This window comes from Streptomyces sp. NPDC058086 (genome assembly GCF_042885015.1).
Lineage (GTDB): Bacteria > Actinomycetota > Actinomycetes > Streptomycetales > Streptomycetaceae > Streptomyces.
Map to the genome: position 1 here is coordinate 107,372 of NZ_JBHVST010000022.1, position 24,499 is coordinate 131,870.

20 protein-coding genes and 1 pseudogene are annotated in these 24,499 nt (G+C 70.6%); 8 read left to right on the forward strand and 13 right to left on the reverse strand.

The genetic code is table 11. The annotated features are described in order from the left end of the window. Positions 1–4: 4 nt before the first annotated feature. Positions 5–814: an alpha/beta fold hydrolase gene (locus ACFVWD_RS19645; protein ID WP_389597600.1), complete on the reverse strand. Its 810-nt coding sequence runs from the start codon at positions 812–814 to the stop codon at positions 5–7. Positions 815–872: 58 nt separating this feature from the next. Next, positions 873–1,331, reverse strand: a complete 459-nt coding sequence (locus tag ACFVWD_RS19650; protein ID WP_067378616.1) for a cupin domain-containing protein — start codon at positions 1,329–1,331, stop codon at positions 873–875. Between the two features lie 124 nt (positions 1,332–1,455). Between ACFVWD_RS19650 and ACFVWD_RS19655 the strand changes: the two genes are divergently transcribed. From ACFVWD_RS19655 to ACFVWD_RS19670, 4 genes and pseudogenes are all read left to right on the forward strand, one after another. Continuing rightward, on the forward strand, positions 1,456–2,061 hold the full coding sequence (locus ACFVWD_RS19655; RefSeq protein ID WP_389597602.1) for a TetR/AcrR family transcriptional regulator: 606 nt from the start codon (positions 1,456–1,458) through the stop codon (positions 2,059–2,061). 319 nt (positions 2,062–2,380) lie between these two features. After that, complete coding sequence (locus ACFVWD_RS19660; RefSeq protein WP_389597628.1) at positions 2,381–2,803, forward strand: hypothetical protein; 423 nt, start codon at positions 2,381–2,383, stop codon at positions 2,801–2,803. Between the two features lie 232 nt (positions 2,804–3,035). After that, entirely contained in the window at positions 3,036–3,608 is a 573-nt protein-coding gene (locus ACFVWD_RS19665) for a DUF6529 family protein (RefSeq protein ID WP_389597604.1), read from the forward strand. 2 nt (positions 3,609–3,610) lie between these two features. Next, positions 3,611–3,784, forward strand: a pseudogene (locus ACFVWD_RS19670) (Tn3 family transposase); the annotation flags it as partial. Between the two features lie 270 nt (positions 3,785–4,054). Here ACFVWD_RS19670 and ACFVWD_RS19675 read toward each other — a convergent pair. The 8 genes from ACFVWD_RS19675 to xylB all read right to left on the reverse strand — a co-directional run bounded on the left by ACFVWD_RS19675 (position 4,055) and on the right by xylB (position 15,153). Then, on the reverse strand, positions 4,055–5,080 hold the full coding sequence (locus tag ACFVWD_RS19675; RefSeq protein WP_389597606.1) for a cytochrome P450: 1,026 nt from the start codon (positions 5,078–5,080) through the stop codon (positions 4,055–4,057). Positions 5,081–6,007: 927 nt separating this feature from the next. Further along, positions 6,008–7,531: an aldehyde dehydrogenase family protein gene (locus tag ACFVWD_RS19680; protein ID WP_389597608.1), complete on the reverse strand. Its 1,524-nt coding sequence runs from the start codon at positions 7,529–7,531 to the stop codon at positions 6,008–6,010. Between the two features lie 98 nt (positions 7,532–7,629). Beyond that, positions 7,630–8,940: a GAF domain-containing protein gene (locus tag ACFVWD_RS19685; RefSeq protein WP_389597630.1), complete on the reverse strand. Its 1,311-nt coding sequence runs from the start codon at positions 8,938–8,940 to the stop codon at positions 7,630–7,632. A gap of 134 nt (positions 8,941–9,074) precedes the next feature. Next, positions 9,075–9,677: an N-acetylmuramoyl-L-alanine amidase gene (locus ACFVWD_RS19690; protein ID WP_389597610.1), complete on the reverse strand. Its 603-nt coding sequence runs from the start codon at positions 9,675–9,677 to the stop codon at positions 9,075–9,077. Between the two features lie 44 nt (positions 9,678–9,721). Then, positions 9,722–10,735: an acetamidase/formamidase family protein gene (locus tag ACFVWD_RS19695; protein ID WP_168489745.1), complete on the reverse strand. Its 1,014-nt coding sequence runs from the start codon at positions 10,733–10,735 to the stop codon at positions 9,722–9,724. Then, positions 10,732–12,225 carry an APC family permease gene (locus tag ACFVWD_RS19700; protein WP_389597612.1) on the reverse strand — a complete coding sequence of 498 codons (1,494 nt, stop codon included), beginning with the start codon at positions 12,223–12,225 and terminating at the stop codon, positions 10,732–10,734. Before ACFVWD_RS19700 ends, ACFVWD_RS19695 begins: the two co-directional genes overlap by 4 nt. A gap of 205 nt (positions 12,226–12,430) precedes the next feature. Next, positions 12,431–13,639 (reverse strand): ROK family protein, encoded by a 1,209-nt coding sequence (locus ACFVWD_RS19705; protein ID WP_389597613.1) that lies wholly within the window; start codon positions 13,637–13,639, stop codon positions 12,431–12,433. 68 nt (positions 13,640–13,707) lie between these two features. Further along, positions 13,708–15,153 carry a xylulokinase gene (gene xylB, locus ACFVWD_RS19710; protein WP_389597615.1) on the reverse strand — a complete coding sequence of 482 codons (1,446 nt, stop codon included), beginning with the start codon at positions 15,151–15,153 and terminating at the stop codon, positions 13,708–13,710. A 163-nt stretch (positions 15,154–15,316) separates the two neighbouring features. Between xylB and xylA the strand changes: the two genes are divergently transcribed. Together xylA and ACFVWD_RS19720 are read left to right on the forward strand one after the other, a co-directional pair. Further along, entirely contained in the window at positions 15,317–16,483 is a 1,167-nt protein-coding gene (gene xylA, locus ACFVWD_RS19715; protein WP_389597617.1) for a xylose isomerase, read from the forward strand. Between the two features lie 415 nt (positions 16,484–16,898). Further along, a complete protein-coding gene (locus ACFVWD_RS19720) occupies positions 16,899–17,150 on the forward strand; it encodes a hypothetical protein (protein ID WP_360268940.1) in 252 nt (83 codons plus the stop codon). A 100-nt stretch (positions 17,151–17,250) separates the two neighbouring features. Here ACFVWD_RS19720 and ACFVWD_RS19725 read toward each other — a convergent pair whose 3' ends face one another. From ACFVWD_RS19725 to ACFVWD_RS19735, 3 genes are all read right to left on the reverse strand, one after another. After that, complete coding sequence (locus ACFVWD_RS19725) at positions 17,251–18,594, reverse strand: esterase-like activity of phytase family protein (RefSeq protein ID WP_389597618.1); 1,344 nt, start codon at positions 18,592–18,594, stop codon at positions 17,251–17,253. Positions 18,595–18,682: 88 nt separating this feature from the next. After that, a complete protein-coding gene (locus ACFVWD_RS19730; protein ID WP_389597620.1) occupies positions 18,683–19,966 on the reverse strand; it encodes an SWF or SNF family helicase in 1,284 nt (427 codons plus the stop codon). Next, positions 19,963–22,815 carry a DEAD/DEAH box helicase gene (locus ACFVWD_RS19735; RefSeq protein WP_389597621.1) on the reverse strand — a complete coding sequence of 951 codons (2,853 nt, stop codon included), beginning with the start codon at positions 22,813–22,815 and terminating at the stop codon, positions 19,963–19,965. The genes ACFVWD_RS19730 and ACFVWD_RS19735 overlap by 4 nt, the downstream gene beginning before the upstream one ends. Before the next feature lie 246 nt (positions 22,816–23,061). On the opposite strand from ACFVWD_RS19735, the gene ACFVWD_RS19740 reads away from it, so the two are divergent. Together ACFVWD_RS19740 and ACFVWD_RS19745 are read left to right on the forward strand one after the other, a co-directional pair. Beyond that, entirely contained in the window at positions 23,062–24,144 is a 1,083-nt protein-coding gene (locus ACFVWD_RS19740) for a fatty acid desaturase family protein (RefSeq protein ID WP_389597623.1), read from the forward strand. Between the two features lie 129 nt (positions 24,145–24,273). Further along, positions 24,274–24,456 (forward strand): hypothetical protein, encoded by a 183-nt coding sequence (locus tag ACFVWD_RS19745; RefSeq protein ID WP_101407670.1) that lies wholly within the window; start codon positions 24,274–24,276, stop codon positions 24,454–24,456. Positions 24,457–24,499: the final 43 nt, after the last annotated feature.

The following is a 24,499-nucleotide window of genomic DNA, read 5'->3' on the forward strand; positions in this document are numbered from 1 at the left end:
GGGGTCAGTGCCGCGGCCGGTCGGTGGTGTGGGCCTCGGCGAAGTCCCAGAGCACCGGGAGGAATTCCTCGGGCGTCTCGGTCTGGGGCATGTGGCCGGTGCCTTCCAGCAGACGGAACTCCGCTTCGGGGATGGCCTGCGCGTACGCGCGTCCGTAGTCGGCGTCCACGACCTGGTCGCTTGCGCCCCATGCGACCAGGGTCGGGTGGGTGACCTTGGCGAGGCGGCCGGGCAGGGTGGAGTCGGTCATGGCGTGCGGGCCCGAATAGATCTGCAGGGTGGCACGGTTGGCGGCCATGACCGCGCGCTGCGCCTCGGTCAGTGCGCTGGGGTCGAAGCGGAACTTCGAGGGATCGTGGAAGGAGAGTCGGGACAGCTCGACGGGCGTCAGGGAGAAGGTGTCGGCTATCGGATGGCCGGGGACGGGGATGCCGACGGCATTGACGAGGGTGACGCTGCTGATGCGAGGGCTGCCGAGGGTCGCGAGTTCGGCGGCGATCCAGCCGCCGATCGAGTTGCCGACAACGGCGACGTCCCGCAGGTCGAGAGCGTCGAGCAGTTGGGCGTAGACCTGGGCCAGGGTCGTGACGTCGGTCAGCCACTCGGGGCGGGCAGTGCCGTCGAAGCCGGGGTGGACGGGCGTGAACACCCTGGCCGGACGCTGCTCGGCCAGCAGGCCGGCGAACGGGGTGACGGTCTGCGGGCCGCCGCCTCCGTGCAGCAGCAGGAAGGGGCGCCCCTCCTGCCCGAAGAGGTCGACGGTGATGTCGAGGGTGCCTTGGTCGAGCGTGAGGGTGTGGGTGCTGCGGGTCATTCGGTGCTCCTCAAGTGGGCCGCGTCGAGAGGGAAGTCGAGAGGCAAGGGGGTTGCCGTCACGCGAAATCGGTCGCGGGGACGGTGGCGTAGCGGCTCATCACCGCGACGGTCGACTCCGGGGTCAGCTCCTGGCCGCCCGCGATCATGTTCCGCAGGTCGCGGAAGTACTGCACGTACAGGTCGGGCGTGAAGGTGTTGAGCATCACCGCGGGCGTGTCACCGAGGTTGGCGAAGGTGTGGGGGGCGCCGGGCGGGATCATGGCGAGCGTGCCGGCCGGGGCCACATGGGTCGTCTCACCGATGGTGAAGTGCACGGTGCCGGAGACGACGTAGAAGCCCTCGTCGTGCTGGGCGTGGCGGTGCTGCGGCGGGCCCTGGGTGTGCGGGGCGATGGTGATCTCTCCGATTCCGAGGCGGTGCCCGGTGGTGCTCCCGTCCTCGAGGATGCGCATCTGTGTGGGGCCCAGTTGGATCGTCTCGCCGTCGTCCGGGCCGACCACGGAAACCGTGCTCATTGCTTCTCCTTCGTGAGAGCCGACTCTCACGAGAGTAGAGAAGCCGAGTGGCATAATGCAAGTCGACTCTCACGACGAGTGATGACTGCTAAAATGCGGGTGAGTCAACAGGAGGAGTCCCACCATGACGGCGCAGGCGGGCACCGGCCGCACCAACCAGAAGCAGCGCACGCGGACGGCGATTGTTGCGGCCGCCCGGGATCTCACCGGCACGGGCGCCGAGGTGACCATGCCCGCGATCGCCCGCGCGGCCCTGGTCTCCGAGGCCACCGCCTATCGGTACTTCCCCGACCTGCCGTCGCTGATCAGTGAGGCCCTGGCCGGCGTCTGGCCGCCCCCCGCCGAGGCGCTCGCGCCGGTCGCGGACTCCGCCGACCCCGTCGAACGCGTCGCCTTCGCCTGCGAGTTCCTCCTTCGCGGCATCCTCGCCCGGCAGGGCTCGGTACGCGCGATGATCGCCGCCACCATCACCCGGCCCGAGACGGTGACCACGCGACCGGGCATTCGTTTCGGACTCATCGACCATGCGCTCCTCCCCTTGGAGGACACGCTCGGCGCGACGGACCCGGACGCGTTCACCCAGCTCAAGCGGGGCCTCGCGGTGGTCGTGAGCGCCGAGTCGCTCTTCACCCTCACCGATCTGTGCGGGCTCGACCCCGACGAGGCCGTCATCAGCGCCGTACGGACCGCGACCACCTTGACCGAGGCCGCGGTGCGCGCGATCGCGTAGTGCCCGGGTCGGGGTTCCCGACGAGGCTGCCGACGCTGGAGTCCCCTGGTGGGCGAGGTATGCGGATGAGGGCGGGCTGACCGCTGCGGGACGTCAGCACCGGGAAGCGGTACGGATGCAGTCGGCCGAGCTGTTCGAGCGGCAGATCAAGCCACCGGAGGCCGCACGGCGCCGGCGGGTGAGCCGGAAATCGCCCTGTCAGTGGCACCAGCTGTGGCAGGACGGCGCAGTTCAGGCCCTGGCCTCCCGTGGCCCGAGCGGACCACGGTGCCGACGCGGGCACACCCCGGACCGGTTGAACGCACATGTCTCCTGCACGATGCGGCAGTTGATCGCCGAGCGGGAGCGGCTGACGGTGTTCCTGCTGCCCGCCCACTCGCCCGACCTCGACCCGGTCGAGGGCGTATGGGCGCACGTCAAACGTAGTCGGGCCACCTCGCCGTTGTCGCCCTCGACCGCCTGGGGACGCTCGTCCGCAACCGGCTCGAACGCCTCCCGTACCGGCCCGAGGTCCTCGACGGCTTCATCGCCGGAACCGGCCTGGCCCTCGACGACTCGACGTCACCCTGACGAGCCGAAGTCAGGTAAACGGGGACCTCACCAGTGGAGCAGCGACTGCCCGGGCGGACCAGTTGGAGTGGACAGGACCCGAGCACCCGGGGCCAACTTGGAGAAGAGGTCCGCCGGGGTCGTTTCCCGCGGCTGCCTGGATGCGTCGCCCGACACCATGGAGCGCTCATGAAAGGGATGGCCGCGGCGACAGTGCCGGCGGTTTCCGCCATGCCGCTTGCTGCTGCATGCGGCTGTCCCAGGCGGACGATCTCGTCCGCCTGCGGCAGGCCCACATCTGGAGCGCTGTCGGCGGGCGTCCCCGTATACATCGACTCGGCCGCACCCGGCAGCGCGTCCGACGCCACAGTGGTACGTCGTACACGCATCCGGCAGCAAGGTCGAACCCGATTGACGGGGGTCTGATGACCGGGCACACGAGCGCGCGGATGCGGCGTCCCGCACGAACGGTGGCGGGCTTTTTGGCTGCTTTGCTGCCGGTCGCGGTCGCGTTGGGGGTGTATGCGTTCGGCCGCACGCACACACCCGACTACACCAGCGGCCTGTTCGGGCAGCACGGCGTCGGCGTCTACGAACTCAAGTCGCGCCTGGGCAGCGCTCTGATGGCACTCGCGGTCGTCCAACTGCTGCTCGGGCTGTGGATGTACCGGCGCCTACCGGGAGCGGGGGCCGCGCCGCACCGGGTGCACCCCACACACCGGCTCATCGGCCTCCTTGCCTTTCTGCTCTCGCTGCCGATCTCCTACCACTGCATCACCGCCTACGGAGTTGATTTCGCGAGCAGTCGAGCAGCGGTGCACTCCATTACGGGCTGCGTCCTGTACGGCGCGTTCGTCGCCAAGGTGCTGGTGGTACACAGCCGCCGACTGCCCGGTTGGGCGCTTCCGGCCGCCGGCGGCGTCCTGGTCACCGCCATCGCACTGATGTGGTACACAGCCGCCTTGTGGTTCTTCACCGGCTCCGCCCCCGGCTTCTGACGAACCGGCAGCTCACAGTGCGGGAGTTCCGTCACAAGCTTGCCCGGGACGTCTGCCAAGGCAGGCGCGGGCAGTTCATGCAGGCGTACCGCGAGGGGCAGGAGGACCAACTCGGTGCGCTCTGCCTGGTCCTGAACGCTGCTGTGCCGTGGAGGACCCGCTACCCGGATGCTGCCTGCCGTCACCGCTGTGCGGGCGCTGCCCGCCGACCAGTGCGAGCACGAGGTCCTGTACCACTGGACAGCGCACGCGCTTCGCCGACGAAGACGGGCGGCGAGGGAGCCGGACGGATCTTCGAGTTCGATGTCACGATCGGCGCTGAGCACCGGAAGGGCTACGGGGCAGAAGCCGTAGTGCTGCTGCTGCGCTTCATGTTCGCTGTTCGCGGGTGGAGGCGGCCTGTCGTTGGAGGTGGAGGCGGCCCGTCACTGAAAGCAGGACTGCCCTCAGCTGCGCAAGGTGGCACGCAGGCGTAGGCCGACAGTTGTGAGACCTTCGAAGGTGGTGACCTGATAGCTGGGTTCCGGTCCGGGCGGTTCGCTCAAGTGGTAGCGACGGGCGGTCTGCGCAGTCAGGAGCGTCAGCATCGCCATGGCCAGAGCGGCTCCCTCGCAGCCGTGCGGCCCGGTACCGAAGGAGAGGAAGACCCCGGGTTTCGCCCGCGAGCACGAATCATCGAGCCAGCGCTCGGGTTGGAACTGGTCCGGCTCGGCGTGTTCCCGTGCGTCGCGGTGGGCGGTGTAGGGGCAGACGAGAACGGTGGACCCGGCGTCGATGGTGTAGCCGGCGAGCTGAGTCTGTCGCGTGGCGCGCCGGGTCAGCAGCCAGCTCGGGGGGTGCAGCCGGAGCACCTCGCGCACCACTGCCTGGGTGTATTGCAGGCGGTCGAGGTGGGCGCTGGTCGTGGCGGCCGGGTCCGCGGGCAGCAAGGCGGCTTCGGCCGCGACGCGGTCCGCTGCCTGGGGATACCGGGCCAGGTGGAGCAGGATCCATCCGGCTGCCCGGGAAGGTGTCTCGAAGGTGGCGACGGTGATTCCGGGGAGAGTGTCGAGGATGGCCTCTTCCGGCAGTAGGCCGTAGCGGGGGGAGGGCCGGAGCATCTGTCCCAGCATGTCGTCACCGAGCCGGCCCGATGAACGACGCCGGCGGACGATGGGCCGCAAAGCGTTGGTGAAGGCGACTTGCTGCCGTGTGCGGAACCGCCGTGCTGGTGTGGGCATCCAGCGTGGCCATACCCAGCGCGAGGGGCGTACGAGCACCTCCCGGGCCAGGAAGAGCCGTGAGGCAAAGGGCAGCAGGGTGGGAGCGTCTTCGGAGAAGAGGTAGCGCACGCCGATCTCCGCCAGGGCGTGCCGGACCGTGGGCAGAATTTCGACGTCCTGGCCCGTGGGCCACTGGTCAGCAAATCGAGCGGCACTGGGCGCAATCTCACCGATCCGGGCTGCAACCGCCTGCGGGCGCAGTCCGCGCATGCGGGCGGCGTGAGCACGCGCACGCTCCTCAGGCGTCGGTGCTCCACTCGACCGCTTCAACGGCGGGAAGAGAGGCGAGGGTGCCTTGGGGAAGTCCTGCGCGTGGCGCAGGACTGCTTCACACGGCCCGGCCGTAGCGGCTACGTAGACACCCGAGTCCAGTTGCCAGACGTCCCCGCACTCGTCAGCGCCACGGCGTGCCACTGCCAGCCGGTCGCGGCTCCAGGCCGCGAAGCTGATTTCGGGCAACCGCGGCGGCTCATTCATTCGGCCCATGAGATCGTCCCTGACGCTGGTACCTGTCCAGGCCGATACCGTCGGCAGCTTGGCCGGGAGCCGACGGGCGCCCGGGGGCACCCGTCGGCAGTGCGGTCAGACCCGGTCGTCCCCGGCGTACCCGTCCCATTCGTGTTCCCCGTACGCGCCGTAGTGGCGGGTGAAGGACAGTTTGCCGAGCAACTTGGCGATCATGATGCACTCCTCTCGCCTGTCTGAGACCTCCCAGCCGAGGGTTCAGCCGAGAAGTTCCCGGCAGCACCAAATGCCGCACATGCCATATTGTCACACATGCCACATATGTCACATACTTGCTCGCCAGAACCTTCGGCAACGGGCGCGGCAGCCACCGAGCCTGTACTTCAGCCCGACGCCGGTCGATCCGTGCGGGATCTTGACCGGCACGCTGCGTCTTCAGTTGGCGCAGCAGGAGAGCTTGGCGACGTCCGCGGTGACTGGTGAAGGAGTGCCGCCTGAGGCTGTTCTTACCTTTCAGGGGCATGCCTCTTACCCTTGAAGAGCACGCCCTTGCGCTGGGGAAGCGCCCCTACGACCTGCGCCACGCCGGCATCTTTCGAATCCCTGCTCAGTTGTGCGCCGAAAAGGGCGCCTGACGGGCATCTGCCCTGTTCAGGCGCCCTTTTTTCGTGTCTAGAAGAAGCCCAGCTTCTTCGGCGAGTAGGACACCAGAAGGTTCTTGGTCTGCTGGTAGTGCTCCAGCATCATCTTGTGCGTCTCGCGGCCGATACCGGACTGCTTGTAGCCGCCGAACGCCGCGTGCGCGGGGTAGGCGTGGTAGCAGTTCGTCCACACCCGGCCCGCCTGGATCGCACGGCCCGCGCGGTACGCGGTGTTGATGTCGCGCGTCCATACGCCGGCACCGAGGCCGTACAGCGTGTCGTTGGCGGTCTTGATGGCGTCGTCGAAGTCGTCGAACGACGTGACCGAGACGACCGGGCCGAAGATCTCCTCCTGGAAGATCCGCATCCGGTTGTCACCCTCGAAGATCGTCGGCTGGACGTAGTAGCCGCCCTTCAACTCCCCGTCGTACTCGACACGTTCGCCACCGGTGAGAATCCTGGCGCCCTCCTGCCGGCCGATGTCCAGGTAGGAGAGGATCTTCTCCAACTGGTCGTTGGAGGCCTGCGCGCCGATCATCGTGTCGGTGTCGAGCGGGTGGCCCGGCTTGATCAGCTCGGTGCGGGCGACCGCTGCCTCCATGAACTCGCCGTAGTGACCGCGTTGGACGAGCGCCCGTGACGGGCAGGTGCAGACCTCGCCCTGGTTGAGGGCGAACATCGTGAAGCCCTCGAGCGCCTTGTCCCGGAAGTCGTCGTTCTGCGCCCAGACGTCGTCGAAGAAGATGTTCGGGGACTTGCCGCCGAGCTCCAGCGTGACCGGCTTGATGTTCTCCGAGGCGTACTGCATGATCAGCCGCCCGGTCGTGGTCTCACCCGTGAACGCCACCTTCGCCACCCGCGGGCTGGACGCGAGCGGCTTGCCCGCCTCCACGCCGAAGCCGTTGACGATGTTGACGACGCCCGGCGGCAGCAGGTCCGCGATCAGGCTCATCCAGTAGTGAATGGACGCCGGGGTCTGCTCGGCGGGCTTGATGACGACCGCGTTGCCCGCCGCCAGCGCCGGGGCAAGCTTCCAGACCGCCATCAGGATCGGGAAGTTCCAGGGAATGATCTGCGCGACGACCCCGAGCGGCTCGTGGAAGTGGTACGCGACGGTGTCGTCGTCGACCTCGCCGAGGGAACCCTCCTGGGCGCGGATCGCCCCCGCGAAGTAGCGGAAGTGGTCGACGGCCAGCGGGATGTCGGCGGCCAGGGTCTCGCGCACCGGCTTGCCGTTCTCCCAGCTCTCGGCGACCGCCAGCTTCTCCAGGTTCGCCTCCATCCGGTCGGCGATCTTCAGCAGGATGTCGCCGCGCGCGGTGACGGAGGTGCGGCCCCAGCCGGGCGCGGCCGCGTGCGCCGCGTCCAGCGCTCGCTCCACGTCCTCGGCGGTGCCCCGCGCGATCTCCGTGAACGGCTGCCCGTTCACCGGGCTCGGGTTCTCGAAGTACTGCCCACGAGCCGGCGGCACGTACTCGCCGCCGATGAAGTGGTCGTAACGCGCCTGGTAGGAGACGATCGCGCCCTCGGTGCCGGGCGCCGCGTAACGGGTCATGCTGGTCTGCCTCCCGGAGAAGCGCTGCCCGCCGTTGGACAGCTCTCGCCGCGAGGCTAGGAGCGCGGACGTTGCAACGACGTTGCGGACGCGGCAGGTCAGCCCTGCCCGACGGCCGGCCGACGCCGCGCCGCGAACGCCGCGGGGTGCAGTCGGCCCGGTGGCGCGGCCTGTTCGCGCTCCAGCCCCTCCAGCCGGGCCCGCACCGTCGCCGTCGGGCGTACGGCGGCCAGCGCCCGCCATACGTCGAGGTCGTCCTCGCCCCACGGGGCGCGCGCCCAGTCCGCCAACAGGTCGGGGTCGCGACGGGCGATGAGCGCCGTACGGAGCCCGTCGGCGAGGCGGCGCCGCAACCGCACCACGGCCGGGGCCCCCGAACCCGGCAACAGCGGACCGGCGTACGCCGCCGCGGCCGCCGTGACCGCGCCCGTACCGAGCCGCCGTTCGACGACCGCCACGTCGGACTCGACCGGCGCCATGAGCCGGTAGGGCCGTGAGCCCAGCAGGCCGGGGCCGAGCAGTCGGCGCAGTCGGGTCAGCTCGGCGCGCAGGGTCACCGGCGTCACCGACTCGTCCTCGTACAGCGCGCACAGCAACTCGTCGCCCGACAGCCCCTCCGGATGTCTTGCCAGCAGCACCAGGATCTCGCTGTGTCTGCGGCTGAGCCTGACCTTCCGGCCGCCCGCGACCAGTTGGGCCTCGTCGCGGCCGAGCGCGGTCAGCTCGAGCGTGTCCGCCGCCGATTCCGCCGGTGCGAGCAGTGCCAACTGGGACTCGGCGGCCCGCGCCACCGCCTGCACGAAACCGAGACTGTGCGGATGCGCGAGCCCGTCCCCACCCGTGATGTCCACCGCGCCGAGCACCCGCCCCGTGCGCGGATCGTGCACCGGCGCCGCGGCGCACGTCCAGGGCTGGACCCGGCGGATGAAGTGCTCGGCCGCGAACACCTGCACGGGCCGGTCCACGGCGACCGCCGTTCCCGGCGCGTTGGTGCCGACCGAGGTCTCCGACCACCGCGCGCCCGGTACGAAGTTCATCCGCCCCGCCTGCCGCCGCGTCGCCGGATGTCCCTCGACCCACAGCAGCCGACCCTGGGCGTCGCACACCGCGAGAAGGTGCTCGCCGTCCGCCGCGAACGTCCCCATGAGCTCCCGGAAGAGCGGCATCACCCGGGCCAGCGGATGCTCCGCCCGGTAGGAGCCCAGGTCGCCGTCCGTGAGCTCCACCCGTGCCGTGCCGTCCGGTGCGACACCGGCCCGTGCCGACCGCCGCCATGAATCGGCCACCACGGAGCGCACCGGCCGCGGCACCGTGCCCGCCTCGGTGAACGCCTCGTGCGCGCGGCGCAGTATCCGCACCCGCTCGACGGGGTCGGCTCCTGGTTCGAGGGCCACCCACGGTTCGGTCAACTCGGCCTCCCGGTAGGCGATGCGACTGGGACCATCGTCACTCCCGGTGCGGGCGCGGACAAGCACCGTGACGGAGCTCCTCACATGGCGCTCACATCGGCGTGGGTCGTCGGGGAGCCGCGGCGGGCACTCCGTCAGGCGAAGTTGACGAGCCTCATGTACCGCGTCCAGTCCCAGTTCGGCCCCGGATCCGTGTGGTTGGTGCCCGGCACCTCGTAGTGGCCGATGATGTGAGCCCGGTCCTTGGGGATGCCGTGCTTCGTGCAGATCGCGGCGGTCAGCTTGGCCGACTCCTCGTAGAGCGCGTTGGTGAAATAGGCGGGCCGGTCCACCCAGCCCTCGTGTTCGATGCCGATGCTGCGGGTGTTGTAGTCCCAGTTCCCCGCGTGCCAGGCGATGTCGCGCTCCCTGACACACTGGGCGACATGCCCGTCCGCCGATCGCACGAGGTAGTGCGCGGACACCTTCTTCTCGGGGTTCTGGAAGATGGCCACGGTCTTGGAATAGGTCTCCTGCGTGACGTGAATGACCACGTAGTCGAGCGGATAGGCCGTCGGCCGACTGGACGCCGTGTAGTTGGAGGTGCTCGCCGGTGCCCATTCGGCGAGCGGATAGTCGACGGCCGCCGTCTCCGCCGTCGCCTCTGTGCCGGGCAATAGCGTGTACGGGAGGGCGGCGAGGGCGGCGCCGCCCTTGAGCAGGCGTCGTCGGCTCGGGAACGAACTTGCCCGTTCCATGGGGGAGTTGCCTTTCGGTGTCGGGGGGCGAGGGCCGGCCGCGCTCAGCGGCGCAGCACCGCGGCGGTGTCACGCAGTTGCGCGTGCAGGCCGCGATGTGTCTCGCGCGCGGGCAGCCACTCCTTGCGGATCTTGGCGACGCACGTGTAGTTGGTGTCGCAGACGTTGGCGAGCGGCGATTCGACCGCCTGGGTCGCGAACTGGTAGGCGTCCAGCTCGCTGAACCCGTAGTCGCGCACCAACCACTGCACCAGGTCGAGCTGCGATATACGGAACGCGTCCTCCAGCGGGCGTGCCGAGCCGGTCGAGATGATGTGCGTGTCGGACTCGATACGCGGCCAAGGGGTGGCGACTCCCTTGAGCAACTCGACGATCACCACCGTGTTCATCGCGCACTCGACGGCCACACCACACGTCTCGCCCTCGCCCTGCCGCGCATGCCCGTCACCGAGGCTCAACAGGGCGCCCTCGACGTTCACCCCGAGGAAGCAGGTGACGCCGGCCCGCATCTCCGGAGTGTCCATGTTCCCGCCGTGCGCGTCGGGCACCAGCGCGGAGCGCACCTCGAGGTTCGCGGGCGCCACTCCGACGGTCCCGTGCATCGGGTCCATGGGCAACTCGATCCGGATGTCGCTGTCCCGGGCGCTGAACAGGGCGGTGCGCCGCTCCCGGTCGAGCTGCCAGATCCACACGGTCTCCGGCAGCGGCGGCTGCAGCGTGGCCGTGGTGTGTGTGGAGGTGAGCGCGCCGAACAGCGGGACCGTCGTCGAGGCCGCCCAGTCGCGAGCAGGCTCGATCGACACGAAGTGCACCGCCACGGTGTCGCCCGGCTCCGCACCCTCCACGTGGAAGGGACCGGTCTGCGGATTGAGGAACGGGAACTCGCACACCTCGGACACCAGGTCCTTCTCCGAGCGCACCCGCCCGGCGAAGCAGTCCTCCGTGTACAGATCGAGGACGGTGCCCGGCGCGATGCGTGCCACGGGCGGCGCGCCGCCGAACGTCCAGGCGTACTCGCCCGGTTCGGGGCGCACGGTCAGGATGCGGGGGTCACTCATGGCTGCACGGCTCCGCTCTGCCGAAGGTCGGGGGACTCGGGGGACGAGGTCTCGTCGAGGTGGACACGGGCGGTCTCGGCTATGCGCCCGGGGTGGCGCCGCGACAGGACGATCAATACCACGACCCCGGCCGCCATCCAGACTCCGACAACCGGTCCCGCGTACGAAACGGGCGCGGTGAGTTCGGAAACGAAGTCGAAGACGGGCAGGCCCGCGGCCGTCAGCAGCGCGGGGACGAAGGCAACGATGCCCAGCAGAGGGAAGAGCAGATGCCGCACCGGTTTGAGTAACTCGCGTCTGCGGCGCAGGAAATAGCACGCACAGGCGAGGTTCACCACGATGTACACGCCGATGACGACCGTGACGATCACCGTCGCGAGCAGTAGGAACGCCGTGACGGGGTCGTAGTACAGACCGAGGCCCAGGACAGCCACGACCGCCACGGCGCACTGCGCGGCGACGCCTGCGACGGGGGAGCGGTGCCTCGGATGCAGGTGCGCGAAGAGCCGCGGGAACACCTCGATCCGGGCCAGGGCGAAGGCCGTGCGGGTGGAGACTGTCGCGCAGGCGTTGGCGTTGGCGATCGTGGAGTTGACCACCGCGAGGAACACCAACACCCAGAACAGTCCGAAGGAAGCGCGGGCCACGCCTTCCCAGGACGACGCGCCGGAGGCTCCGAAGCCCCCGAAGCGGTCGGGGCCGAAGTACACCGACATGGCGTACGTGGTGAGGACGTAGAAGAGACCGATCCCCAGTGCCGCGCCGAGGACCGCGCGGTGCATGGTCCGGCGGGGATCCTTCGTCTCCTCGGCGAGCGGTGCCGCCGCCTCGAATCCGGCGAAGGCCAGCACCGTGTAGACCGATCCCGCGAACACGCCGCTGACGCCTTCGTATCCCTTGGCCGTGTGAGAGGTTCCGAACACCGACAGTGTGTTGTCCCCTCCGGCCTTGGCGATCAGCCATACCGCGAAGACAAGGAAGACCAGCACTTCGAAGACGCCGAGGACGGTGCCGAAGCGAGCCGAGGCGCGCACTCCGAAGTATCCGGCGACCGCGATGATCGCCGCGCCCGCGAGCGACCATGGCCACCACAGGTCGTCCGGGTAGGAGGACCACTCCTGGTGCAGTGTGCCCGCCGTGGTGAACCCGAGTTGCAGGAGGAGTAGCGGTGGCACCAGCGCCTCGACGAACACATAGCCCCAGCCGACGAGAAACCCCACAGCAGGGTGCAGTCCCTGGGCCGCGTACGTGGCCACCGAGCCCGCGGTGGGCAACTGTCGTGCCAACTCGGCCACGCAGGACGCGGTGAAGAGGCAGGCGACGAGGGCTATCAGTACGGAAAGGGGCAGACTGCCGCCCGCGAAGGCCGCGCCCGACGGAATGGACGCGGCGACCGCCGCGGCCGGCGCCATGGCCGTGATGCTCTGGAACAGGACCTCCCGCAGCCCGACAGCCTCGCGCCGCAGTTCTGGAAGCGTCTCCCCCGACATCTGAACCCCCCGATCCCCCGATTCGCCCGGACAGCCGGCCATCGGCCCGACGGCTGCGCCTCGCGTGAATTACGGTACGGCGCTTGCCGGTTGGGCGGGAGGGCACGGCGTTCGTCGGTGGACAACTCCGGGACTGTGGACAACTCGGTGACCCGTGAGGGGGAAAGGGACCCTGAGTACCGCGCCGCCGACCGCGATGACCGCGCTACGCCCGCTCCGCGAACCCCGCCGGATCGTCGAGCACCGTCCGCACCACCGAGTGGGCGGCCCCCAGCAGCGGCCCCTCGGGTCCCAGCGGTGACACGGACACGGCGCAGGCGGGGCCCGCCGTGCGCCGGGACAACTCGTCCTCCAGCGAAGGCAGCAGCCACGGTGCGAGACCGGACAGCGCTCCACCCAGCACGACCGTCTCCGGATCGAGGAGGTTGACCGCGCCCGTGAGCGCGATACCGAGCGCGGTCCCGGCGTCGCGCAGGGCACGCCGTACCTCCGCATCGCCCTGGGCGGCACGCTCGGCCAGCAGCCCGACACGGTCCTCACGCGGCTCCAGACCGGCCGCGCGCAGCACGGCCTCCTCACCCGCGTACTGCTCGAGGCAGCCCCGTCCGCCGCACGGGCAAGGGGGCCCGTCCGGCCACACCGGTACATGCCCCAGCTCGCCCGCGAAACCGCGGGTTCCGCGCAGCAATCGTCCGTCCACGACCACGGCCGCACCGATGCCGATCTCCGCGGACACATGCAGGAAGTCGCGTGGGGTGGCGTCGCCGAGCCAGAGTTCCGCCAGACCGCCGAAGTTGGCCTCGTTGTCCACGGTCAGCGTGAGGTCCCCGGGCAGCAGCGCGCCCAGGTCCGTGTCGTGCCAGTCGAGGTTGGGGGCACGAACCACGGTCCGGGCGTCGCGGGCCACCAGACCGGGCACCGCGACCGCGAGGCCCGCGGGCCACAGCCCCTCCCGTTCGGCCTCGGCGACGACCTGCCGCACCAGCGCAGTCAGCTCCTGGAGCACCGGCTCGGGCGGCCGGCCGCGGTTCGTGCCGTGCCGCACCGCCCGCGCCCGTATGTCACCGCGCAGATCGACGGCGCACACCGACAGATGGTCGACGCCGACCTCCGCGCCTATCCCGGCGGGGCCGTGCCCGCTGACGGCGAGTGCCGAGCCCGGTCGCCCCACCCGTCCGGGCCGCTCGGGGCCCAGCTCTTCGAGGAGCCCCGAGCGGATCAGTTCGTCCACCAGCGTCGAGACCGCCGCCCTCGTCAGACCGATGTGCGAGGCGACGGCGGCACGCGACAGCGGCCCCTCCGCGCTCACGGTGTGCATGACACGGGAGAGGTTGCGGCGGCGCATGCCCTGTTGGGTGTCGGGCAGCCGACGGCCGGAACCGGTCGGGTGGGCCTCGTGCAGTGGTGCGGTCATGCCTCCGTCAGTCCTCGTCCGGCCGGTCCCCTAGGGGCTGTCCTCGTCTGTGCTCGCTCAGTGCTTGCTCAGTCCTTGTTCGGTTCCCGTTCCAGGAGCGGGGCCGCGTCGGAGAGTACCCCGGCGATCCTGGCGAGCGTCTCCTCGTCCCGGTCCACGGCGTCGAGCACCGGCCCGTGGGCCGTTCCCCAGCGGCGGGCCACCGCGGCCGGGTCCTCGCCGGTCAGCAGGCCCGCGGCCTGCGCGGCGGCACCCAGCGCGACCAGTTCCTTGGCCTCGGGCACCTGAACCGGACGTCCCGACAGCCGACGTACGGTCTGCTGCCAGGCCGTTCCCCGGGCGCCTCCGCCGATGAGCAGCAGCGGCGCGGAGCGGTCCGCGTCCGGGTCGAGCACCAGGTCGAGGGCGCCGAGGAGCGAGTGGACCGCGCCGTCGTACGCCGCCTGCAGCAACTGCCCGCCCGTCGTGTCGTGCCTGAGGCCGTGCAGCAGCCCCGAGGCATGGGGCAGGTTCGGCGTGCGCTCACCGTCCAGGTAGGGGAGCAGCGTCACGCCGACGCCCGGTTCGACGGCCTCGCGGTCGAGGCCCAGCAGCGCGGCGACACGATCGACGGCGAGCGTGCAGTTCAAGGTGCAGGCCAGCGGAAGCCAGTCGCCGCGTGCGTCGGCGAAGCCCGCGACGGTGCCGGTCGGGTCGGCGGGGCGCCGTGTCGAGACGGCGTACACCGTGCCGGAGGTGCCGAGGCTCAGTACGGCGGTGCCGGGGCGCAGTCCGAGGCCGAGCGCGGCGGCGGCGTTGTCACCGGTGCCGGCGGCTACCAGCGTGCCCTTGGAGAAGGGCAGCTCATCGCGGGCGTGCACGGTTCCGGCCACCTCGCCGGGCCGGGCGATGCGGGGGAGCATCACCGGGTCGAGTCCGACGTGCGCGAGGACTTCCTCGTCGTACCTCTCCGTACCGGACGCCCACCAGCCGGTACCGGAGGCATCGCCGCGGTCGGTCGTGCCCTCTCCCGTGAGGCGTTCCGTGAGGTAGTCGTGGGGCAGTCGTACGGCCGTGGTCGCGCGGACGGCGTCGGGCTCGTTCTCGGCCAGCCAGGCCCACTTCGTGACCGTGAAGGAGGGGCCGGGCATGCTGCCGGTGCGCTCGGCCCAGGCCTTCGGGCCGCCCAGCTCCTCGACCAGCCGACGGGCCTGCGGCGCCGAGCGCACGTCGTTCCACAGCAGGGCCGGGCGTACGGGATCGCCCTGGGCGTCGAGGGTGACGAGCCCGTGCTGCTGGCCGCCGATCGACACCGCGGCGGCCTCGTGGGCCGCCTCGCCGCACTGGTGCAGCGCCTCGCGGAGCGCGTCCCACCACTGCCGCGGGTCGCTCTCGCGGCCCGCCCCGGTGGAGACGGTGTGCGGCGCCTGCCCACTCGCCACCACCTGTCCGGTCGACGCGTCGACGACCAGGGCCTTGGTGGACTGGGTGGATGTGTCCACCCCGACGACGAGCGGACCCTCGGCTGCTGACATCGGGCTCTCCCTCTTCCGCGGCTCCGCGGGATCTGTCCTGGTGGTGGGGCTTGCGGACCGGTGTGGCCCAGGTTTCCTACTTCGTCTCTTCCCAGAGATGCCTCCGCATACTAATTTGTTAATCGCCATGACGAAATAGTCGGAGCTAGCAAGGAGCCGCGGCATGAACTACCAGCCCACCCCCGAGGACAGGTTCACCTTCGGCCTGTGGACCGTCGGCTGGCAGGGAAGGGACCCGTTTGGCGATGCCACCCGGCGCGCCCTGGACCCGGTCGAGTCGGTACAGCGCCTGGCCGAGCTCGGCGCCTACGGTGTGACCTTCCACGACGACGACCTGATTCCCTTCGGGTCGTCGGACAGCGAGCGCGAGTCGCACGTCAAACGCTTCCGCCAGGCCCTGGACGCGACCGGCATGCGGGTGCCGATGGCCACCACCAACCTGTTCACGCACCCCGTCTTCAAGGACGGCGCGTTCACCGCGAACGACAGGGACGTGCGTCGCTACGCGCTGCGCAAGACGATCCGCAACATCGACCTCGCGGTCGAACTCGGCGCGCAGACGTATGTCGCCTGGGGCGGCCGTGAGGGCGCCGAGTCCGGCGCCGCCAAGGACGTGCGCGTCGCCCTCGACCGCATGAAGGAGGCCTTCGACCTCCTCGGCGAGTACGTGACCTCCCAGGGCTACGACCTGAAGTTCGCGATCGAGCCGAAGCCGAACGAGCCGCGCGGCGACATCCTGCTCCCGACCGTCGGCCACGCGCTCGCCTTCATCGAGCGTCTGGAGCGCCCGGAACTGTACGGCGTCAATCCCGAGGTGGGCCACGAGCAGATGGCCGGGCTGAACTTCCCGCACGGCATCGCGCAGGCCCTGTGGGCGGGCAAGCTCTTCCACATCGACCTCAACGGCCAGTCCGGCATCAAGTACGACCAGGACCTGCGCTTCGGTGCCGGTGACCTGCGCTCGGCGTTCTGGCTGGTCGACCTCCTGGAGAGCGCGGGGTACGCGGGGCCGAAGCACTTCGACTTCAAGCCCCCGCGGACCGAGGACTTCGACGGGGTGTGGGCGTCGGCAGCGGGCTGCATGCGCAACTACCTGATCCTGCGGGAGCGCACGGCCGCCTTCCGTGCCGACCCCGAGGTCCAGGAGGCGCTGCGCGCGTCGCGCCTCGACGAGCTGGCGCAGCCCACCGCGGCGGACGGCCTGACGGGACTGCTCGCGGACCGTGCGGCCTTCGAGGAGTTCGACGTGGAGGCGGCCGCCGCGCGCGGGATGGCCTTCGAGCAGCTGGACCAGCTCGCCATGGACCACCTGTTGGGCGCGCGGGGCTGATCGTGTCCCGGTGAGGCCTGGCCCGTCCCGCGGGCCAGGCCACACATTTCGCTGCGTGGACCCGGCGGGGAATGCTCTGGAATCATGCGATCCACGGCATGAGTCCGTATCAACTTCGGCACAGGGGTCGCCCCATGACCGGTTCGAGGCGAGTCTTGACGGTATGGCCACCCCACCCTTACCGCCCCAGCCTCCCCGGCCGCCGGGAGACACGCCCCCTTCGGGAAACGGTGGCTTCGGCCCGCCGCCCGGAGGCTACGGGCCTCCTTCGGGAGGCCAAGGTCCCCCTTTCGAGGGCTACGGTCCCCCTCCGGGGGGTGATGGGCCCGAGCCTCCCGCTGGATTTCCCGGCGGTCCGGGAGGCCCTGGTGGCGGGCGGCGCCGTACTCCGCTGTTCCTCGCGCTCGCCGCACTCGTGGCCGTCGTGGCTGTCGTCGCCGTGGTGCTGATGGTCCGCGGCGGCAGCAACACGCCCGACAAGAAGGGGCCCACCGAGAGCGGCGGCACTCAGGGATCGTCTTCCCCGTCGCTGAGTATTCCGTCCGAGCTGCCCAGCGAGCTGCCTTCGTCGCTGCCCTCGGCCCTGCCTTCGTCCTTGCCCTCGGAGCTGCCGAGTGATCTGCGCAGCATCCTGCCGAGCGACCTGCAGTCGCTCCTCCCGACTTAGGGAACGGCGGGCTGCCGTAAGCCACTGAGGTGACGGGCACGCGCGTGTGGACGCCGTTTCGCGACTCACGCACGCGTGCCCGATGAGAAGGATCCCGAGGTCAGATCCCGTGCGGCAGCCGTACGTACGTGACCGTCGTCTCGATACCGCTGTCCACCAGTCGGCCCTGCGCGTCGAACGCGCCCGCCCCGTCGGTCATCCCGAAGTCGTTGTCGTTGATCAGCGCGAGTGTGTCGTGGTCCGCGCGCGCGATGCCCTCGATCTTCCCGGGTACCCCCGCGACCGTTCCCAGGTCCACGACCAGACGCTTGGCGAGCACCGGGACGCCGGAGGCGGCCGGATCGTCGAGCTGTTCCAGCGAGGGGGACGTCGTGTCGCTGTCCCAGGGACCACCGAGGATGTTCGCGCCAGGCGTGATCTCCACCACCTGCAACCGCGCCGCCTTGTCCGTGCGTTCCTCCACCAGCAGCCGATCGCGACCGACAGCCACCACGGAGGAGATCTTCAGCTCCGACGTGTCGTCCTCGCTGGGGTCGACCACGTTCACCGGGTCGAAGCGGTAGGCGTACTCGGCGGTGACGGCCCGCTTCTTCGGGGAGAAGCGCAGCAGCCGCGTCGTGCGCGAGACGTCCCCCGCGTCGCCGTTCGGCAGGGAGAGCGGGCTCTGCACGGCCATCACCAGGTCGCCGCCGGGGAGCTGCGCGAGCCCTTCGAAGCCGCGATTGATCTTCCGGTGCAGCAGGACGGCGGGCAGCGCCTCGACCACCGGATAGTCGGTGCCGGTCAGGTTCAGCCCCTTGGGCACATAGCGCGTGAGGACCTTCCCGCGCGCGGAGACATGGATCAACGAGGGACCGTACTCGTCGACGAGCCAGAAGCTGCCGTCCACGGAACGGACGATGCCTTCGGTGTCCACGCCGTTCGGGTTGTACGTGAGGGGGGTCTGCGCGTCATAGGAGTACGGTGCCTCGTCGCGCCCCGCCTGGTTGGGCAGCCCGGTGACGGGCTTCCCGGAGGACGTGGTGATCGGGAGCGCGTCCAGCACCTTCACAGTGTCACCGGACACCCTGATCTTCACGATCGCCGGGTCGAAGCCGGGCACCGGGAACGTGCGGCGCTTCTTGCCGTCCACCTTGATCTGCCCGTTGGGACCGCGGTCGGTGACCGTCCAGAACTCGCCCCGGCGCCCGGCCGGGTAGATGTCGCTGCCGATCCCACCGAGGTCCACGCCCCGGTCGTCGCCCACCGTGCCGGGCAACAGCGCGTTGCTGAACGTGCCCAGGGGGATGTCGCCGAGGGTCGCGGTGCGTGTGACCCTCGGCTGCGACGGGTAGCCCTGAGCGCTCGCGGTGCCGACCGCCACGAGGGCGGCCAGCAGCGCGAGCGGTACACCCGCGGCGACGGTTCGGTGGACGTGGCGCCGGCCGACGGCGTGCGGGGACATCGGGCCTCCTGAGGCACAAGTTCGTTGACAGCGGCCAGAGTTGGCCGCTGCGCCGAACGTCGTACGACTTCGAGGTGAACGTGGGGCGTCAACCACTCATCGGGTCGCCGCCCGGGTCTCCCTGCGCCATCGCGAAGGCGGTGGCCGGATCCCCTGTCGCCGGCCCCGCGGGCGTCCACCGACCCCGCTCCTTGCGGTACGGCCACCATCGGCCGTCACGCCCCAGGCGCAGCTGGGCAGGTGTGCCGACGGCGGTCCAACGGTTGCGGTTGGCACGCAGTCGCGGCCGCTCGTCCTCGTCCCAGGCCGCCTCCAGGGAGGCACGCGCGCGTGTGAGTGCCTCCGACTCGACGGCCCACTCGTCCTCCAGCACGGCCAGCGCGACCACGCCCCCGTGGTGCCAGGCGCGTACGGCGAGCGCCAGTTCCTGCCGGTCGCGCCCCGATCCGCCGGCCAGCCGCTCGACGATCGCACCTTCAGCGGCGGACGCGGCAAGCCGAACCGCGTCCTGCTCGACCGTCAACTCCGCCGCCGGTGCTTCCTGCCCGTGAGCCGGCCTGAGCGCCTCGGCGAGCAGCCGGTGCGCCTCGGCCGCGGTCGCGGCAGCGAGGAACTCCAGGGCGGGCGGGTCGACGCCGGGTGCGGGCGCGGCCTCGGTGTCCAGGGAGGGCGGCCGACCCGGCACCTCGGGCAGATCCGGAGAAGCGGGCAGGGACGGCAGGATGTCCCCGGCCGCGTACGCCTCGCCGGCGTCCACGCCCTGCTGAGCGGGTTCCGGAGCGTCCGCCCCATCCTTCGCGGTCGCGCTGCCGCGCGTCTGAAGCTCGTCCAGCAACCTGCGTTCGGCGCGGCCGCGCATCAGCAGCAGGGCGAACGGATCCTGGTCGAGCAGCCGCGCCATCTGATAGCAGAGCGCCGCGGTGTGCCCACAGTGATCCCAGGCCCCGCAGTCGCACTCGGCCTCCAAGTCGCCCAACCCCGGAAGCAGTTCGACTCCCGAGGCCGCCGCGTCCTCCACCAGATGTGGGGGCATCTCGCGGTCGAGCAGCGCCGCGACATGCCCGGCCCGTTCGACGGCCACGTCCAGGAATCGGTCCCACTGCTCCTCGGACAGTTCCTGAAGCAGCACGTCCGAGCGGTGTGCGGTGCCGTCCCGGTCCCGAACGACGGCGGTGATGCGCCCCGGCCGCACCGACACGGCTCCCACCGCATCCGCGCGCGCGAGTCTGCGGCCCGTCTTCACCTGCTCCGAGTCCAGCGCCGCATCCTCCAGAGCCTTCAACCAGGCCCGGCCCCACCACGTCTGAGCGAAGCCCCGCCCCTGTGCGGGCGGCAGCGCCGCGAACGTACGCTCCTCGTTCCCATCCGTCATCGTGCGTCCCCTCGCAGCTCCACCAGGTCGGCCAGTTCGGCGTTCGTCAGCTCCGTGAGCGCCGCCTCTCCGGCGCCGAGGACCGCGTCGGCCAACTGCTGCTTGCGCCGCAGCATCTCGGCGATGCGGTCCTCGATGGTCCCCTCGGCGATCAGTCGGTGCACCTGCACGGGCCGGGTCTGGCCGATGCGGTACGCGCGGTCCGTGGCCTGCGCCTCCACGGCCGGGTTCCACCAGCGGTCGTAGTGCACGACGTGCTCGGCCCGCGTCAGGTTCAGGCCCGTGCCGGCGGCCTTCAACGACAACAAGAAGACAGGGATTTCGCCCTCCTGGAAGCGCTCCACCATCGCGTCGCGTTCATGGACGGGCGTCCCGCCGTGCAGGAACTGCGTCGCGACGCCGCGCACCGCGAGATGGCGCTCGATGAGGCGCGCCATCCGCACGTACTGCGTGAAGACCAGAACGCTCGCTCCCTCGGAGAGGATGGTGTCGAGAAGTTCGTCCAGCAGCTCCAGCTTCCCGGACCTGCCCGGGATCTTCGGCCGGTCCTCCTTGAGGAACTGCGCCGGGTGGTTGCAGATCTGCTTCAGCCCGGTGAGCAGCTTCACGATCAGACCGCGCCGCGCCATGCTGTCAGCGCCCGAGATCTCCGCGAGGGTCTCACGCACCACCGCCTCGTACAGACCCGCCTGCTCCTTGGTGAGCGAGACGGCACGGTCGGTCTCGGTCTTCGGCGGCAGCTCGGGTGCGATACCGGGGTCCGACTTGCGCCGCCGCAGCAGGAACGGCCGGACCAACTGGGTGAGCCGCTCGGCCGCCGCGGGATCCTGAGCGCCTTCGACGGCCTGCGCATAACGCGTCCGGAAGGAGCCGAGACTCCCGAGCAGGCCCGGCGTCGTCCAGTCGAGGATCGCCCACAGCTCCGAGAGATTGTTCTCCACCGGCGTGCCGGTGAGCGCCACGCGCGCGCGTGCGCCGACGGTGCGCAGCGCCCGCGCCGTCGCCGAGTAGGGGTTCTTCACGTGCTGTGCCTCGTCCGCGACGACCATGCCCCACGGCACCTCGGCCAGTTGCGGCGCGTCGAGCCGCATCGTGCCGTACGTGGTGAGTACGAACTCCCCGTCCGCCAGGCTTTCCAGACTGCGCCGCGAGCCGTGGAATCGGCGAACCGGCGTGCCGGGCGCGAACTTCTCGATCTCGCGCTGCCAGTTGCCCATCAAGGAGGCCGGACAGACCACGAGGGTGGGGCCCGCCGCCGACGTGTCGGTCTGCCGGTGCAGATGCAGGGCGATCAGCGTGATCGTCTTGCCCAGGCCCATGTCGTCGGCCAGACAGCCGCCCAGTCCCAAGGAGGTCATCCGGGCGAGCCAGTTGAGGCCCCGCACCTGGTAGTCCCGCAGCGTCGCGGTGAGCGCGGCGGGCTGCCCGACCGGCTCCTGCCCCTCCGGGTCCGAGAGCCGCTCCCGCAGCGTCGCCAGCCACCCCGTGGGCCGTACGTCGACCCTGCGGCCGTCGACCTCCGTGGAGCCCGTCAGAGCGGCGCTCAGCGCTTCGACGGGCGTGACCTTGCGGTCCTGTTGCGCCCGGGCACGGCGCACTTCCTGCGGGTCCACGAGGACCCACTGGTCGCGCAGCCGCACCATGGGGCGGTTCGCCTCGGCGAGATGGTCCAGCTCCTGCCGTGTGAGTTGCTGATCGCCCAGCGCGAACCACCAGTTGAAGGCCAGCAGCGCGTCCGCGGACAGGAAGGAGGGCGCGGCCGACGCGACCTTGTCCGGACTCCGCTCGTCGTCCGGCGGGCCGATGACGGCGCGCGCGGTCAACTTGCGCGCCAGCTCCTTGGGCCAGTGCACGTCGACACCGGCGGACGCCAGCATGCGGGCGCCCTCACCGAGGAGTTCGGTGACCTCCTCGTCGGCGAGTTCGACGGCGTCCGGCACCGTCGCCGAGAGCAACGGGGTGAGCGGGGGCCAGGCGCGAGCCGCACGGCGCAGGGCGAGCAGGACGTCCACCCGCGCGCGCGGGCCGAAGGCCGCCGATCCGGCCCAGACGGCGGAGGCGTCCGCGACAAGACCCGGGTCGTTCACGCTGTGCACCTGCAGCACCCCGCGGAACGGGAGCCGCGTCTCGTCCGCCCCGGCCGACGCCAACCCAGGGACCTCGACGCGCAGCGAGACGCGCACGCCCGCGTCGTGCCCCGCGGCCACGTCGGCGGCCCAGGCGCGCTGTTCCGGCACATGCTGCGGCTCCGGCGCCGCGAAGGCCGCGCCTCCCGCGGCCGACGACGCGGCGGGGGAGCGGGGCAGCGCGTCGGCGACCGCGTCGAGGAAGGCCCCCAGCAACCGCTCCGGGTCGGGCAGCCGCACCGGCTCACGGCCGTCCACCGGTACGGCGTGCGCTTCGGGCGGCATCGCCGCGGCGAGTTCGCGTACGCGCTCCAGGTCGTCGGCCCGCAGCGGACCGGCACGCCACGCGTCGTGGTCGCTCGCCGTCAGCCCCGGCAGCAGCAGCCCCCGCGCGGCGAGTTGGAGGGCGAGCAGGGCGGCCGCGCCCCAGAACGTGGTCGCCCGGTGTGCGTGCGCGGTGGCACGCGCGCGCGTGAGGACCGGCAGCGCGGCGCGCACCGGGAGCAGGACGGCGGGCACGGTCACGAGTTCGACACCGTCGTCTCCGGGCAGTGCGACGGTCAGGTCGTCGAAGGCGCCGGAGGCCACCACTGGTGGGACGTCAGCGTCGGGCCGCCAGAAAGCGACGCTTCCGGTACGGGACGGATCGGCGGGCATGAACACGGCACAACATGGGGCCAGTTCGGAGATCTCGGCGGGCGTTGCCGCAGGAATTCTCTGCACAGCGATGACGCATTCCTCAAATTTGACTACTGACTCGGAGCCGCCGAGGGTACAGCACTGCGTACACCGGGCGGGGATGCCCGGGCCGTGAGGTGGCTCTCCCCGGGGTGGGGGTGTACGTAACCCCCCTCGAAGGACGGGGAAAGCCTCAGTGCGGACACGGGTGGTGGCGTCATGGTCGCCGAGGGTCACTGATTCGTACGTTTCATCAGGTCAGCCCCTTCCCTGAGAAACCGGAGACCCGTCATGCCCCAGACCGCCACAGCCGTAGTGGAAGGCCCTCCAGGGGGCGGCGTCGGGCAGAGTCCCGGGAGTGATTTCGCGCCCCTCCTGCGCACCGTCAGGGCTCGAGGTCTCCTGGACCGGCGCCATGGCTGGTACGCATGCGCGATCACCGTGAACACGCTGGCGCTGGCCGCGGTCGTGACGGGTGTCGCCTTGATCGGCAACTCCTGGTGGGTGCTCGTCCTCGCACCGCTGCTCGCCGTGTTCTCGGCCCGCACGGCCTTCATAGGCCACGACGCGGGCCACACACAGATCACCGGCAACAAGGGGATCGGCCGTGCGATCGGCCTGGTCCACGGCAACCTGCTCCTCGGACTGAGCTATTCCTGGTGGAACCACAAGCACAACCGCCACCACGCCAACCCGAACCACATCGACAAGGATCCCGACGTCGTCGCCGACGTCCTGGTTTTCACGGGTGAGCAGGCCGAGGTCAGAGTCGGCTTCCGGCGCTGGCTCACCCGCAACCAGGCCTGGCTCTTCTTCCCGCTCACTCTCCTGGAAGGCGTCGCCCTGAAGGTCCACGGTTTCCAGGACCTGCGCAGGCAGCCGCCGCGCGAGCGGGTGGTGGAGGCACTGCTGCTGGTGACCCACGTCGTGGCGTACGCGACCTTGCTGCTCACCTCCATGTCCATCGGCAAGGCCCTGGCCTTCGCTGCGCTGCACCAGGCGCTGTTCGGCCTGCACCTGGGCATGGCCTTCGCGCCCAACCACAAGGGCATGGAGATGCCCGACCCGGACAGCGAGCGCTGGGGCCATCTGCGCCGCCAGGTGCTCACCTCCCGCAATGTCCGCGGCGCCGCCCTGACCGACTGGTTCCTCGGTGGCCTCAACTACCAGATCGAGCACCACTTGTTCCCCAGCATGCCTCGACCCCACCTGCGGCTCGCCCAGCCGCTGGTGCGCGCACACTGTCGGGAATTGGGTATCCCCTACGCGGAAACCGGGCTCGTCGACTCCTATCGGCAGGCCCTGCGTCACATGCACGAGGTCGGCGAACCCCTCAGGACCGAGCAGCCGCGGAAGGTCTCAGGGGGCGAGTGAGCGCGGAGGGTCTCAGGGGTGAGTCAGGGGAGCGCCTCAGGGATGTCTCAGGGTCGCGCACTGGAACTGTGAGAGGCGTGGACCCGTTTTCAGGACAGAGAGCGGCAGCAGCCGCGAAGGAGGCGACACATGTCGAAGAACGCGAAGATCGCCGCAGGAGGTGTGGCGGTCGGCCTCATCCTGCTGATCTGGTTGCCCTGGTGGGCCGCCTTCCTGATCGTGGTGGGAGTTCCGGCGGCCGCGTACCTGACGCTGGATCCCTCGCAGCGCCGCAGGCTGCGCCGCGTCACCCGCAAGGAACTCGGCCGCTGAGGCGCTGCCGATCGGCAGCGCCTCCCAGCGCGCGGGAGGCGGC